General features: G+C 64.8%; 13 protein-coding genes. 10 read left to right on the top strand and 3 right to left on the bottom strand.

Translation table 11 applies throughout. The features are described from left to right. Position 1 precedes the first annotated feature (1 nt). From FHW58_RS11315 to FHW58_RS11295, 5 genes are all read left to right on the top strand, one after another. Positions 2–3547: a DUF748 domain-containing protein gene (locus FHW58_RS11315; protein WP_229265128.1), complete on the top strand. Its 3546-nt coding sequence runs from the start codon at positions 2–4 to the stop codon at positions 3545–3547. A 1-nt stretch (position 3548) separates the two neighbouring features. Beyond that, the gene (locus tag FHW58_RS11310; RefSeq protein ID WP_179673087.1) at positions 3549–4403 is read left to right on the top strand and encodes a DMT family transporter; all 855 of its coding nucleotides are present in this window, start codon (positions 3549–3551) and stop codon (positions 4401–4403) included. 149 nt (positions 4404–4552) lie between these two features. After that, entirely contained in the window at positions 4553–4870 is a 318-nt protein-coding gene (locus tag FHW58_RS11305) for a hypothetical protein (RefSeq protein WP_179673086.1), read from the top strand. A gap of 100 nt (positions 4871–4970) precedes the next feature. Then, positions 4971–6170 carry an alanine transaminase gene (alaC, locus tag FHW58_RS11300; RefSeq protein ID WP_179673085.1) on the top strand — a complete coding sequence of 400 codons (1200 nt, stop codon included), beginning with the start codon at positions 4971–4973 and terminating at the stop codon, positions 6168–6170. A gap of 86 nt (positions 6171–6256) precedes the next feature. Further along, positions 6257–6784 (top strand): hypothetical protein, encoded by a 528-nt coding sequence (locus tag FHW58_RS11295; protein WP_179673084.1) that lies wholly within the window; start codon positions 6257–6259, stop codon positions 6782–6784. A gap of 3 nt (positions 6785–6787) precedes the next feature. Here FHW58_RS11295 and FHW58_RS11290 read toward each other — a convergent pair whose 3' ends face one another. Continuing rightward, the gene (locus tag FHW58_RS11290) at positions 6788–7804 is read right to left on the bottom strand and encodes a zinc-binding alcohol dehydrogenase family protein (RefSeq protein ID WP_179673083.1); all 1017 of its coding nucleotides are present in this window, start codon (positions 7802–7804) and stop codon (positions 6788–6790) included. Between the two features lie 99 nt (positions 7805–7903). On the opposite strand from FHW58_RS11290, the gene FHW58_RS11285 reads away from it, so the two are divergent. Both FHW58_RS11285 and FHW58_RS11280 read left to right on the top strand, forming a co-directional pair. After that, the gene (locus FHW58_RS11285; protein WP_179673082.1) at positions 7904–8803 is read left to right on the top strand and encodes a LysR family transcriptional regulator; all 900 of its coding nucleotides are present in this window, start codon (positions 7904–7906) and stop codon (positions 8801–8803) included. 85 nt (positions 8804–8888) lie between these two features. Continuing rightward, a complete protein-coding gene (locus FHW58_RS11280) occupies positions 8889–9965 on the top strand; it encodes an AI-2E family transporter (RefSeq protein ID WP_179673081.1) in 1077 nt (358 codons plus the stop codon). Between the two features lie 72 nt (positions 9966–10037). Here the strand turns inward: FHW58_RS11280 and FHW58_RS11275 are convergent, their stop codons facing one another. After that, positions 10038–10268 carry a hypothetical protein gene (locus FHW58_RS11275; RefSeq protein ID WP_179673080.1) on the bottom strand — a complete coding sequence of 77 codons (231 nt, stop codon included), beginning with the start codon at positions 10266–10268 and terminating at the stop codon, positions 10038–10040. A 228-nt stretch (positions 10269–10496) separates the two neighbouring features. On the opposite strand from FHW58_RS11275, the gene FHW58_RS11270 reads away from it, so the two are divergent. Genes FHW58_RS11270 through FHW58_RS11260 form a run of 3 tightly spaced genes read left to right on the top strand, consistent with a single transcriptional unit; the run spans position 10497 to position 12850 of the window. After that, positions 10497–11120, top strand: coding sequence for a phosphatase PAP2 family protein (locus tag FHW58_RS11270; RefSeq protein WP_179673079.1), 624 nt, complete (start codon positions 10497–10499; stop codon positions 11118–11120). 5 nt (positions 11121–11125) lie between these two features. After that, positions 11126–12022, top strand: coding sequence for a diacylglycerol kinase family protein (locus FHW58_RS11265; RefSeq protein WP_179673078.1), 897 nt, complete (start codon positions 11126–11128; stop codon positions 12020–12022). A gap of 9 nt (positions 12023–12031) precedes the next feature. Then, positions 12032–12850, top strand: a complete 819-nt coding sequence (locus FHW58_RS11260) for a metallophosphoesterase (protein WP_179673077.1) — start codon at positions 12032–12034, stop codon at positions 12848–12850. Positions 12851–12943: 93 nt separating this feature from the next. Here FHW58_RS11260 and cls read toward each other — a convergent pair whose 3' ends face one another. Then, complete coding sequence (gene cls, locus FHW58_RS11255) at positions 12944–14335, bottom strand: cardiolipin synthase (RefSeq protein WP_179673387.1); 1392 nt, start codon at positions 14333–14335, stop codon at positions 12944–12946. Positions 14336–14337: the final 2 nt, after the last annotated feature.

Here is a 14337-nt window from a genome sequence, read left to right as displayed (position 1 = left end):
TATGGCAATACGGTGGAAGCGGTGGGGACTGGGCGCGGTCGGTGTCGTCGGCGTGTATGCGCTGGCGGGGGCATGGTTGTTGCCGAGCGTGATCAAGAGCCAGTTGCCCAAGTATGCCGAGACGCAGCTGGAGCGCAAGGCCAGCATTGGCCAATTGACGTTTAATCCCTTCACGCTGCGGCTGGAGGCGCACGATGTGCGTCTGACCGAGGCCGATGGCACGCCCTTGTTTGCGGTCGGTGAACTGGCGATGGAGATGCAGTGGCGTTCGCTGTTCCGCCGCGCCTGGAGTTTTGCCGAGATCCGCATCACGCAGCCGGCCGTGCAGCTGGCCATCGCCAGAGATGGCAAGTTCAACATCGCCGCGTTTCTGGCGACGCTGGAGAAGCACAAGAAGCCGGATGAGCCGGATTCGCCGATGCCGCGTCTGGTCATCGAGCATTTTGCGTTGGACAACGGCCAAGTGGCCATGCACGACAAGCATGCGGGGTATGACGATACCTTCGCGCCGATCACTTTTGCCTTGAACAACTTGAGCACCTTGCCGGATGAGGATGGCGATTACACGCTGAGTGCGGATGCCGGCCTTGGCGGCAAGCTGTACTGGAAAGGCGTGGCGTCGGTCAATCCGATCGCGGGCAGCGGTTTGCTGACCTTGGAGAACGTGGCCTTGCCGGGCATGGCGGCGTATCTGAAGTCGTTCTCGCGCGTGGTGGTGGAGAGCGGCAAGCTGTCGGCCAGGCTGCCGTACAAGTTGGGCTACAAGGATGGCAAGCTGGATGCAAGTCTCGCCGGCGCCGGTCTGAGCTTGAGTGAGTTGTCGCTGAAGCGCGGCGCCGATGCGCCGTTTGTGAAGGTGAAGCAGTTGGCGGTTGGCGATGTGGGCGTGGATCTGCTGAAGCAGTCGGTCAGCGTGGGCAGCCTGCAGCTGAACGGCGGCGCGTTGACGGTGCGGCGCGATGCGGTGGGGCAGTTGGACGTGGCGAATCTGGTGCTACCGTCGCCTGCTGCCGCCAGGCCGGCCACAGTGCCAGCGTCGGTGCCGGCGTCCGCGTCGGCTACGGCGGCGGCCAAGCCGGGCGGTTGGAAGCTGGCGTTCAAGCAGATCGGCCTGGACGCGGTGGCGATCAACTATTTCGACCAGACCGTGAGCCCGGCGCTGAAGATCAGCACCGACAAGGCCCGGCTCAAACTTGGTTTGCAACTGGATGGCGGAAAGCTGAACATCGCCGATGCTGATTTCTCGATGGAGAATCTGTCGATGAACAGCGGTGCGCAGGTGCCGCTCAAGCTGTCGCGTATTGGCTTCGATGATGCGTCGCTGGATATGGAGGGGCGCAAGGCCAGCGTGGGGCGCTTGTACGCGGACGGCGGCCAACTGGATTTGTCGCGCGACGCCAAGGGGCAGTTCCTGTTCATGAGCATGTTGCCGACGGCGGGCCGGCCCGCGTCAACGCCGGCAGAGGCGCCGGCCAAGTCGCCTGCGCCGTCCGGTACGCCGTGGGAGGCCGCCATCAAAATGGTGGAGCTGAACAAGTTGGGCGCGCGCTTTGATGACGCGGCCACCGGCATCAAAATCAATCTGCAAGACTTCAACCTGAAAGTGCGCGACGCCAGCACCGACCTGAAAAAGTCATTGGCGTTTGAAGGCGGCGTCGGCCTGCGCGAAGGCGGTCTGCTGAGCGCCAAGGGCAAGGTGGTGCCGTCCACCGGCGCCGTCGACACGGACCTGAAGCTGAGCAAGCTGGCGCTGGCGCCGGTGCAGCCACTGTTGGGCAAGTATGTCAAGCTCAAGCTGGTTGATGGCGCCATCAACGCGCAAGGTCATTTGCGCACCGGCGCGGGCGGCAGCAAGACCGATCCGGCGTTGCGTTACGATGGGTCGTTCGAGGTGGCCAGTCTGGCGCTGAATGAGCTGGATAACGACCGGTTCGCCAACTGGACCAGCGTGCGCGCAGACAAGCTGGCGTTGAGCCTGAAGCCGGATCTGCTCGACGTGGCCGAGCTACGCGTGCTGGAGCCGAAGGCGATTCTGATTATCGAGAATGATCGCAGCTTCAACGCGCAGCGCTTGCTGGTGGAGCAGCCGCCGGCGAGCGCGATGGCGGCGACGACGGCGACGGTAGCGGCAACCGGGCGCGAGGTCGCCGCTGCGTCCTCCGCGCCGTCCGCTGCTGCCAGTCCGTCCGCCTCGGCCGCGCCGGAGCCATTCCCGATCCGCATCCGCCGCGTGCGCCTGCAGGACGCCAAGCTGGACTTCACCGACCTCAGCCTGCGGCCGCAATTCGGCGCGCATATCTACGAGCTGAACGGCATCATCACCGGCCTGTCCTCGAAGCGTGATGCGCGCAGCCAGATCGAACTGGATGGCCGCGTGGATGACTACGGTTTGGCCCGCATACGCGGCCAGCTGAATCCGTTTGTGCCGGCCGATAACACCGACCTCAACGTGCTGTTCAAGAATGTCGACATGGTGTCCGCCTCGCCGTACAGCATGAAATTCGCCGGCTACAAAATCGCACAAGGCAAGATTTCGCTGGACCTGCAATACAAGGTCCGCAACAGCCAGCTGGAAGGCAACAACCAGGTGGTGCTGGACAACCTGACGTTGGGCGAGCGCATCGACAGCCCGGACGCGCTCAAGTTGCCACTGGAACTGGCGCTGGCCATCCTCAAGGACAGCAATGGCCGCATTGATCTGGGTATCCCGGTGTCGGGCAATATGAACGACCCGAGCTTCAGCTACGGCGCGGTGGTGTGGAAGGCGCTGGGCAATATCATGACCAAGGTGGTGACCTCGCCGTTCCGCGCGTTGGGCAATCTGTTCGGCGTCAGCGGCGATAAGCTGGAGGTGGTCGAGTTCGACGTCGGCAGCGATGCCGTGCTGCCGCCAGAGCGCGAGAAGCTGAAGCAGGTGGCGCAGATGTTGGCGAAGAAACCGGAACTCAAGCTGTCCGTGCCCGGCCTGTACAGCGAAGCCAGGGATGGCGCCGCCCTGCGTCAACAGGCGCTGCGCCGCGTCGTGCTGGCCAAGGCCGACATCAAGCTGGCCGCCGGGGAGGCGCCCGGCCCGCTGGACATCGGCCAGCGCAAGATCCGCGGCGCCTTGCGCGACCTGTACGCCGAACGCTTCGGCGCCGCCGAGCTGGACAAGGAAAAGAAGGCCGCTGAAGCCGCTGCAGGCGCTGGCTCCAGCGTCGCCCCCGTCGGCGCCAGCGCCACTGCGGGCGCGGGCGCGCAAAAGCTGCCGGTGCTGCAGCGGCTCGGCAAGCTGGTGCAGGGCGAGCCGCAGGTGGCCGATGCGAGCGCCTTCTACGGCAAGTTGCAAGATCGCCTTGCGCAGACGCAGCCACTCGCCAACGACGCCCTGCCGCAACTGGGCGCCCAGCGCGCGGCCAACGTGGTCGCGCTGCTCAGGGAAGCCGGCGCCACGACCGCCTCGGTCGGCGCGCCAGCCGCCACCGATAGCGGCACCGGCACCGGCATCAACAGCGGCACCGGCGCCGGCAAGCCCGTCGCCGTGAAGCTCGAACTGTCGGCAAAATAATATGGCCGAGGCAAACCAACATCCCGCCGGCAATCCCCTGCTGGCCGGGCTGGCGCTGCTGTGCAGCCAGCTGTCGCTGAACATCGGCGCGGCGATTGCCAAACACCTGTTCCCGCAAATCGGCGTGGAAGGCGTGACCGCCTACCGCGTCGGCATTTCCGCGCTGGTGATGCTGCTGATCTTCCGGCCGTGGCGCACGCCGCTGACCGGAAAGCAGATCATCAACGTGGCCGTCTACGGCTCGGTCATCGGCCTGATGAACCTGCTGATCTACCGCGCCTTCTCCCGCATCCCGATGGGGATCGCGGTGGCGATCGAGGTGGCCGGGCCGCTGACGGTGGCGGTGCTGGCCTCGCACCGCCCGCGTGACTTCGTGGCCGTCTGCCTGGCGGTGGCCGGGCTGTATTTCCTGCTGCCGATACATGGGCAGGTTGACCAGCTCGACCCGGTCGGCGTGGCTTATGCCGCCGGCGCGGCTGTGTGCTGGGCCTTGTACATCGTGTACGGCAAGCGCGTGTCGTCGATGTCGGGCGGCCAGTCGGTGGCGTGGGGCATGCTGGCGGCCTCGCTGTTCATCGTGCCGATCGGCGTTGCGCACGCGGGCGCGCTGTTGTTGACGCCGTCGTTCCTGCTGACCGGGCTGGCCATTGCCGTGATGTCGAGCGCGGTGCCGTACACGCTGGAGATGCTGTCGATGCGGACGCTGTCGTCGCGCACCTTCAGCATGTTCAGCAGCGCCGCGCCGGCGCTCAGCGCGCTGGCGGGCATGGCGGTGCTGGGCGAACATTTGACGCTCACACAGTGGCTGGCGATCGGCGCCATGGTGGTGGCGTCGGCGCTGACTTCTTTGCGCTAGCATTCACCCCGCACGGCCAGGCAGGGTCGGACCCGCCGGGTCCGACCCTTAAGTGGTGACGCCGAGGTCGTGGCAAAAGCGTGCGGGGGAGGTCGTTGCTTTTGTGTCTATTTCGTGGCAGCATAGACCCTTCTACCAACGGAGGTGCCATGCAAATCGCCCGTGCTCAACAACCGATTGCTGCCGCTGCCGTCACGCTGATCCTGTGGATACTCAGCGTGGCCGCGTTCCTGCCGCCGCTGTTCAAATACACCAGCCAGTCCGTGCTGCTGATCATCGCCGCCGGCATGGCGATCTTCATCTGCCTGGTGCTGCACCTGATCTTCATCGGCATGGCAGCCAAAAGCCTCGGCCGGTCGCCGGCCTTGTGGGTGGGCGTGTCGCTGATCTTCATGCCGCTGGCCTCGATCATCGGCCTGATCCTGTTCGAATGGTTCAGCGAGCAGGCAAAACAGGCCACCACCTGATCCCCTTGCCAGACACGGACCGGATCGTCTAGTATCGATCCCGGTGCAACCTGCATCGACGTCGCTCGGACGGTTCCGGGCGCTTACGTGAAATCACTCCATGAACGACATTCCATCGTCGCGCAGCTTTGCGCGCATCGATCGCTTACCTCCCTACGTTTTCAACGTCACCGCCGAACTCAAGCTGGCCGCGCGCCGGCGCGGTGAAGACATCATCGATATGTCGATGGGCAATCCGGACGGTGCCACGCCGCCGCACATCGTGGCCAAGCTGGTCGACACCGTGCAGCGCCCGGACACCCACGGCTATTCCGCCTCCAAGGGCATTCCGCGCCTGCGCCGCGCCATCGCCCGCTGGTATCAAACCCGCTATGACGTCGCCTTCGACCCGGACTCGGAAGCCATTGTCACCATCGGCTCCAAGGAGGGCCTGGCGCACCTGATGCTGGCCACGCTGGACCAGGGCGACACCGTGCTGGTGCCCAACCCGAGCTACCCGATCCACATCTGGGGCGCGGTGATCGCCGGCGCCAACATCCGCTCGGTGCGCATGACGCCCGGCGTCGACTTCTTCGACGAACTGGAACGCGCGGTGCGCGAAAGCTACCCGAAGCCGAAGATGATGATCCTCGGCTTCCCGTCCAACCCCACCGCGCAGTGCGTCGAACTGGAGTTCTTCGAGCGGGTGGTGGCGCTGGCCAGGCAGCACAACATCCTGGTGGTGCACGACCTGGCCTATGCCGACATCGTGTTCGACGGCTGGAAGGCGCCGTCCATCATGCAGGTGCCGGGCGCGCGCGATGTGGCGGTGGAATTCTTCACGCTGTCCAAGAGCTACAACATGGCCGGCTGGCGCGTCGGCTTCATGGTCGGCAACAAGGAACTGGTGGCGGCGCTGGCGCGCATCAAGAGCTACCATGATTACGGCAGCTTCACGCCGGTGCAGGTGGCGGCGATCGCCGCGCTGGAGGGCGACCAGAGTTGCGTCAGCGAGATCTGCGCGCAGTACCAGAGCCGCCGCGACGTGCTGCACAAGGGGCTGGTCGAAGCCGGCTGGCCGGTGGACAAGCCGAAAGCCTCGATGTACATCTGGGCCCGCATTCCGGAAGCGTACCGCCATCTTGGTTCGCTGGAATTCTCCAAGCTGCTGCTGGCCGAGGCGAAAGTTTGCGTGTCCCCCGGCATCGGCTTCGGGGAGTACGGCGACGAGTATGTGCGCTTCGCGCTGATTGAAAACGAGGCGCGCATCCGCCAGGGGCTGCGCGGCATCAAGGCCATGCTGCGCAAGACGCCCGCGTAAAATCTGCCGTGAGTTTAAGCCGCATCAAACCGTTGTTTGATGCGGCGGCTACTGTAGCTCACTGGACCACCTAAGGAGCTACCATCATGCCGCAACTTCCCACCGGAGCCAGCGCGCGTCGCCTGGTCAACGCTGTCCAAAAACTCGAACGTAACCTGGCCACCGCCGGCTTGCCGCGTTTTGTGGCGCGCCTGCCGGTGTGCTGGCTCAGTTGGCATTACTGCCGCCTGCTGGACCAGAAAATCGCCCGCATCAAGCGCATTCGCGGCAAGTTCGACCGCTGGGGGCCGGCCATCTGCGAAGCCTCGCCGGTGGCGCGGGAAAAAAAGGAAATGCTGGATCTGGACCACAGCATGCGCACCGACATCGAATTCACCAAGAGCACCATGATGGAACTGCGCGACTACTGCGAAGACATCGGCCGCCTGTTCGATCAGCTCGGATACGATTCGGCCGGTCTGAAGAAGCGCCAGGCCGCCTTCCTGGAAATGCTGGACGCGTCCTGCGCGTCGGCCACCCGCATGCAGGAAGCGCTGACGCGCCATGACGACGCGGTGCTGGCGCTGTTGCGCGCCGAGGCCGATGCCGCCGTGGCCCACGCGGCGCGCGCCTAGCGCTTAAAAGCCTTCCAGCACGATCTTGCCTTTGGCGCGGTTGCTCTCGATGAGGGCATGCGCGCGCTTCAGGTTGTCGGCGTTGATCTTGCCGAAGCGCTCGGCCAGCGTGGTCTTCACCGCGCCGGTTTCCACCAGCTTGGCCACGTCATTCAGCAGCTGATGCTGTTGCTGGATGTCGTCGGTCTGGAACATCGAGCGGGTGTACATGAACTCCCAGTGCAACGACACGCTCTTGCGCTTCAGCGTGCGCACGTCGATGGCGGCCGGGTCGTCGATCAGCGCCACCTTGCCCTGCGGCGCCACCAGCTCGCTGATGGCCGGCCAGTGGTGGTCGGTCTGGTTCAGCGACGCCACGTAGGTCACCGGCGGCAGGCCCAGGCGGGTGATCTCCTCGTTCAGCGGCTTGCTGTGGTCGATGACGTAGTGCGCGCCCAGTTGCTTGACCCAGTCGCCGGTTTCCGCACGCGAGGCGGTGCCGATGATGGTCAGGCCGGTCAGCTGGCGCGCCAGCTGCACCAGGATGGAGCCAACGCCGCCGGCCGCGCCGATCACCAGCAGTGATTTGCCCTGGGTGGCGCCGGCGTCGCGGCTCACGCCCAGGCGGTCGAACAGCAGCTCCCACGCGGTGATGGTGGTCAGCGGCAGGGCGGCGGCCTGGGCGAAGTCCAGATTTTTCGGCTTGTAGCCGACGATGCGCTCGTCCACCAGGTGCAATTCGCTGTTGGTGCCGGCGCGGGTCAGGTCGCCGGCGTACCACACTTCGTCGCCCACCTTGAACAGGCTCACGTCCGGGCCGACCGCCTTCACCACGCCGGCCGCGTCCCAGCCGATCACCTTGGCCTGGCCGTCGGCCGGCGCCACGTTGCGGCGGATCTTGGTGTCGACCGGATTGACCGAGATGGCGCGCACTTCGACCAGCAGGTCGCGGCCGGTGGGCTGCGGCGCCGGCAGGTCGATGTCGATCAGCGATTCGGCGTCTTCGATCGGGAGCGATTTGCGGTAGGCGATGGCTTTCATGGGATTCTCCAATGAGTTTTCGATGGAAAGTATGATATTTTGTTTTCTGGCGCGAAAAAAGCGCCAGATGGCGAAACTCTTTCAAAGGAATGAAGATAATTGTTGCGCTTAGATGATCTGAACGTATTTGTTCGTACCGCCGACCGCAGCAGCTTGTCGGCCGCCGCGCGCGAACTGGAAATCTCGCCGGCGCTGGCCAGCGCCGCCGTCAAGCGGCTGGAGGGCGAACTGAAGCTGCGCCTGTTCGCCCGCACCACGCGCTCGCTGCGGCTGACGGAGGAGGGTGAACACTATCTGCGCCACGCGCGCGAGGCGCTACGTCTGCTCAAGGAAGGGCACGACGCGCTTATCCAGGGCAAGGAAACGCTGGGCGGCACGCTGAAAATCTCCATGCCGTCCGATCTCGGGCGCAACCTGGTGGTCGGCTGGCTGGACCAGTTACAGGCGCAATATCCCAAAGTGGTGCTGCAGCTGGGCATCAGCGATCGCGTGTCGGACATGTACCGGCAGCCGATCGACATCGCCATCCGCTACGGCAAGCAGGAAGACTCCAGCCTGATCGCCTTGCCGCTGGCGCCGGAAAACCGCCGCGTGCTGGTGGCCTCGCCCGACTACATCAAGCAGCATGGCAGGCTGAAGTCGCTGGACGATCTGGCCCAGCACAACTGCCTGCGCTTCATGCTGGACGACGTCATCCACGACCGCTGGAGTTTTTACAGCGAGCAGCACGCGGCGCCGGACGTGGTGCACGTCAGCGGCAACCGCACGGCCGACGATGCCGACGTGGTGCGGCGCTGGGCGGTGGCCGGTGTCGGCATCGCCTACAAGTCGCGGCTGGACGTCAGCGCCGACATCCGCGCCGGGCGCCTGCAGGTGCTGCTGCCTGATGTGCTGGGCGAGCCGACGCCGCTCAGCATGGTCTGCATGCACCGTTCGCAGATCACGCCGACGGTGCTGCAGCTGCGCGACTTCCTGCGCGCCCAGTGCGAGAAAGCTTAAGGGCGACTGAAACCGGCCATCGGTGTGGTGGCAGCGCGACAAAATGCGCTTACCATAGCGCTAATAACAACATCGGGAGAGAGCAATGACCGAAACCCAGCGCGACATCCTCAGCGCCGGTTTTTCGCTGACGCTGATCGCACTCGCGGCATTTGTGATGCAGCGCTTCTTCCTGCCGCTGGTGTGGGCCGGAATCCTGTGCGTGGCGACCTGGCCGATGTACCAGCGGCTGCGCGCGCGCCTGGGCCACAGCATCCTGTCGGCCGCCTTGCTGACCTTGTTGGTGGCGGCGATCTTCATCGTGCCGGCCTTGCTGGGCGCCGCGCAGGCGGCGCGGCAGGCGCCAGACCTGGCCACCTACATCGTCACCGCCAACACCGACGGCATTCCGGTGCCGGACTTTGTCGCCCACCTGCCCGTGGTCGGCGACCCCATCGCCGAATGGTGGCAGGCCACGCTGAGCCAGCCGCATGGCCTGGCGCATCTGTTCTCGGAACGCAAAATCAATGGCTTCCACTCGGCCAGCGACATGATCAAGGTGGCCGGCGTCGGCTTTATGCACCGGCTGGTGGACTTTGGCCTGGCCTTTTTGTGCTTGTTCTTCTTCTACAAGGACGGCGACGTGCTGAGCCGCCAGATCACCAACATCGGCAGCCGCTGGTTCAGCGAACAGCGCTGGGCGCGCTACTCGGAGAAGGTGCCGACCGCGATCCGCGCCACCGTCAACGGCCTGGTGCTGGTGGGCCTGGCGGAAGGCGTACTGATCGGCATCGCCTACTGGCTGGCTGGCCTGAAGTCCGCCGCGCTGTGGGCGGCCGCGACCGGCATCCTGGCCATCATTCCCTTTGGCGCGCCGCTGGCGTTTGTCAGCGCCGCGGCCGTGCTGGCCTTCGGCGGGGCGCTGCCGGGCGCCATCGCCGTGGTGGTCTGGGGCACGGTGGTGCTGTTTGTGGCGGATCACTTCGTCCGGCCAGGCATCATCGGCAACGCCACGCGGCTGCCGTTCCTGGCCGTGTTATTCGGCATACTCGGCGGGGTGGAAACCCTGGGCCTGGTCGGACTGTTTATCGGTCCGGTGGTGATGGTTCTGTTTGTAACGCTGTGGCATGAAGCCCAGAGTCATCATGGGGATGTCGGCTCGCCAGTTGCCACACCCAGGTGAGGAGCGCAAGCGAGGCGGCGGCGTCTGCCGGCCTGTCTTGTGCATGGGCGTGGCAACTGGCACCGGCAACCATTAGTGCGCCTTCGACTTCGACAGGATCAGCAGCCAGCGGCGGAACAGCAGTACCTCCAGATGGCCCGCCTGTACGCCGGTGTCGCACTCGATGATGGGGTTGACAGCGTAGAAACGCTTGCGGAAGTCACGGCACACCATCATTTCGCGTTTGCCCATGCGAACCATGAAGGAGGTAGGCAGGTATTCCAGACCGAAGCGGGAGCCAAAGCTGCTATTCAGAGTGCTCATGACAGTTCCTTTGTTGGAGTTGTGTTTAACGAGGAGTTCAGAATAGCACAACTACTGTATGAATAAACAGGTACTGTGCAAATAAACAGTAAATTCGTTGTTTTGTGGTTTTTACGTTAACTTCATCGGCAGTCGTGCACGGAGGACCAAATTTCTAACAAATTGCTCAGTTTCGTCGAGGCAAGACTGTCTCCGCAGGGCGAATTCGGTTTACATTTGACCGTTGGCATGGCGCTGCTGATCATTGCCGGCGCCATTTTCCATGACCTGGCGGAAGCGGTGATGGGGCGGGAAGCCATCACCGTGCTGGACGTGCAGGTGGCGCACTGGTTCAACGCCCATGCGTTCGAGCCGCTGACCAGCATCATGTATGCGATCTCGGCGATGCACTCGGTGGCCGGCATGCTGGTGCTGTTCTGTCTGCTGGCCTGGCATTTGTGGCGGCGCGGAGCGCGCTACTGGCTGCTGGCGCTGGCGTTCGCCGTGCCCGGCGGCATGGTGCTGAATGTGGCGCTAAAGTTCTACTTTCAGCGCGCGCGGCCGGTGTTCGAGGACCCGCTGGTGACGCTGTCGACCTACAGCTTCCCCAGCGGCCACACCACGGCGGCCACCTGTTTCTATGGCCTGCTGGTCAGCTACCTGGTCATCGCCCGGCCGGCCTGGAGTGTGCGTGTGGGAACAGTGGCGGCCTGCCTGACGATGGTATTGTTGGTGGCGTTGAGCCGTGTCTATCTGGGCGCGCACTATGTCAGCGATGTGCTGGCCGCCATGGCTGAAAGCGTCGCCTGGCTGGCGGTGTGCATCACGGCGATCTCCACGCTGCGCCGCCGGCGCGAGGGAAAAACGGTATAAAGCATATGCAGACAATTGTCGTCATCGTCAATGCGAGTGCGGGCCTGGGCTATTGCGGCGGCTGGGCTGCCTCGCTGGCGGAAAAATTCCGCAGCCAGGGCGCCGCGGCCGACATCACGCTGGCCAAGAGCGGTGAGGAAATGATCCAACGCGCCGAGCGCGCGCTGAAGGAGGGCGCGCCGGTGGTGGTGGCGGGCGGCGGCGACGGCACCATCAATGCTGTTGCCTCGGTGCTGGCCGGCACCGACACCTGGCTGGGCGTGCTGCCGCTGGGCACGCTGAACCACTTTGCCAAGGATCTCAAGATCCCGCTGGAACTGGATGACGCGGTGGCCAACATCGTACGCGGCAAGGCCAGCAAGGTGGACGTTGGCGAGGTCAACGGCCGCATCTTCCTCAACAACTCCAGCCTCGGCATCTATCCTGACATCGTGCGCGACCGCGAACAGCAGCAGCGCCAGCTGGGGCGCGGCAAATGGCCGGCGTTCGGGCGTGCGCTGTTTGCCGCGCTGCGGCGCTTCCCGTTTCTCAGCGTGCGGCTCAAGATCAACGGCGACGAGCATTTGCGCCGCACGCCGTTCGTCTTCATCGGCAACAACGAATACCTGCAAGGCCTGACCCTGGGCGCGCGCGAGCGGCTCGACACCGGCAAGCTGTGCCTGTACGTGGCGCAGAAGCCGACGCGTCTCGGCCTGTTGCGCTACGCGCTGCACGCGCTGTTCGGCAAGCTGCAGGCGGCGCGCGATTTTGACGTGCTGTCGGCCGCGTCGCTGGAAATCGAAACCCGCCACCACCACCTGCGCGTGGCCACCGACGGCGAAGTCACGCTGATGAAGCCGCCGCTGTGCTACCGCTCGCGGGCGGCGGCGCTGAACGTCATCGTCCCGGCCGCCGCCGTTTAGGAGAGCAGCATGCGCACCATCGTCCATTTATCCGACCTGCACTTCGGCCGCGTCGACCAGGACTTGCTGCGGCCGCTGCAGGAACTGGTGACGCGGCTGGCGCCCGACGTGGTGGTGGTGTCCGGCGACCTGACGCAGCGCGCCAGGACCGAAGAATTCAAGGCCGCGCGCGCCTGGCTGGACACCTTGCCGGGGCCGCAGATCGTGGTGCCGGGCAACCACGACATCCCGCTGTACAACGTCGCCAGCCGCTTCCTGACGCCGCTGCGCAAGTACACGCGCTACGTCACGCTGGACCTGGCGCCGGAATACGTGGACGATGAAATCGCCGTGCTTGGCATCAACACCGCGCGCTCGCTGACCTTCAAGGATGGCCGCGTCAACCAGGCGCAGCTGGCGCAGATGCGCCAGCGCATGCAGGCGGTGGGGCCGGAGCACACGCGCATCATCGTCACCCACCATCCGTTCGACTTGCCGGCGACGTTTGATCCGGACGACCTGGTCGACCGCGCGCCGATGGCGATGCGGGCGTTTGCCGAATGTGGTGTCGACGTGCTGCTGGCCGGGCACCTGCACGCCAGCCATGCCGGCAACAGCGCGCAGCGCTACAAGATCGAGGGCTACGCGGCGCTGGTGGTGCAGGCCGGCACGGCGACGTCGACGCGCGGGCGCGGCGAATCCAACTCCTTCAACGTCCTGCGCGTCAATCCCGACGATGTGCAGGTGGAGCGCTACAGCTGGATCGAAGGCACGGCCAGCTTCGAGCCGGTCCGCACCGAATGCTTCCGCCGCAGCGGCGACGTCTGGTCACTCGCCGCCGAGGCCTAATCCGGGGTCAGGTCCTCCATTTCTACACGGCCTCTGCCGTAGCGGAACGCTACGGCAGAGGCCGTGTAGAAATGGAGGACCTGACCCCGGAGCTCAGAGCCAGTAGTCCATGAAGCGGGCGGCCCATTCCTTCATGCGGTTGGCCCAGGGGCGGTGGCGCCACTGTTCCAGCGTGATGACGTTGGAGTCCTTCATGTCCTCCTGGAAGGCTTTTTCCATCTCGGTGCCGAATTCTTCGCCCATGACGATCACGTTCAGCTCGCTGTTGTGCAGGAAGCTGCGGGTGTCGATATTGGTCGAGCCCACCGTCGACCATTTGCCGTCGATGACCGCGGTCTTGGCGTGCAGCACCGCCAGCTTGAGCTGGTAGATCTTGACGCCGGCGGCCAGCAGGTCGTCGTAGAAGGCATGGCCGGCATAGAACACCAGTCCGCTGTCCGACACGCCCGGCAGCACGATCTTGACGTCCACGCCGCGCCGGGCGGCGGCGATCAGCGCGTCCACCGTCTGCCGGTCCGGCACGAAGTAGGCCGAGGTGATGTGGATCGATTTTTTCGCCTCCTGGATCGCCAGCGCGTAGGCCTTGTAGATTTCAAACTGGCCGCCCGGATCGCTGCCCAGCACCCGCACCACCTTGTCGCCGGCAATCACCGGCTTGGGGAAGTAGTCGGCCTCGCGCAGGTCGTCCTTGTCCTGCGATGCCCACTGGCGCACGAACAGCCACTGGAACGCCTGCACCGCCGGCCCCTCGACCTTGATGTGGGTGTCGCGCCAGCCGACGTCGGCCTTGCTGGTCGGCTTGGAGGCCGAGCGGAACAGCGAACTCTTGGCATAGGTGGCGCTGATGTTGATGCCGCCGGTGAACGCCACCTTGCCGTCGACGATCAGCACCTTGCGGTGGTCGCGGTTGTTGATCTTCCAGTCATTGCCGCTGACCTTGGCCGGGTTGACCGGGTTGAACTCGATCAGCTTGATGCCGCCGTCGCGCATGCGCTTGAAGAATTCGGCCGGCACGCCGATGGTGCCGACGCTGTCGTACAGGATGTTGACCGTCACCCCTTGCCGCTGCTTGTCGATCAGCGCGTCGGCGAACTTCAGCCCCAGTTCGTCCTGGTCGAAGATGTAGGTTTCCAGATTGATGTTGTTGCGCGCGGCGGCAATCGCCTTCAGCATTTCCGACATGGTCTGCGGACCGTCGAACAGCAGCGTGGTCTTGTTGCCGGCGATCAGCGGCACGCCGGTGGCCGCTTCTTCCAGCGCCGCCTGCTCCTTCAGGTCCAGCGTGCCCTTGGACCAGCGCTTGGCCAGCAGCGCCTTGGCGCGCGCGTCGCTGAGTTCGCCGTTCGGGCCCTTGACGGTGGGCGCGCCGGACGGCTCCAGCTTGTCGCCCAGCGCCGTCACATTCGGCAACGATGCGCAGGCCCCCAGCAAGCCCCAGCACATCAAGCACAGAGGTAACCAGAAACGCATGTGCAACGCTTTCATCA

The organism is Duganella sp. 1224 (assembly GCF_013408245.1).
Lineage (GTDB): Bacteria > Pseudomonadota > Gammaproteobacteria > Burkholderiales > Burkholderiaceae_D > Rugamonas.
Note: the sequence above shows the minus strand (reverse complement) of the source record. Positions and strands in the feature narration are given on the sequence as shown.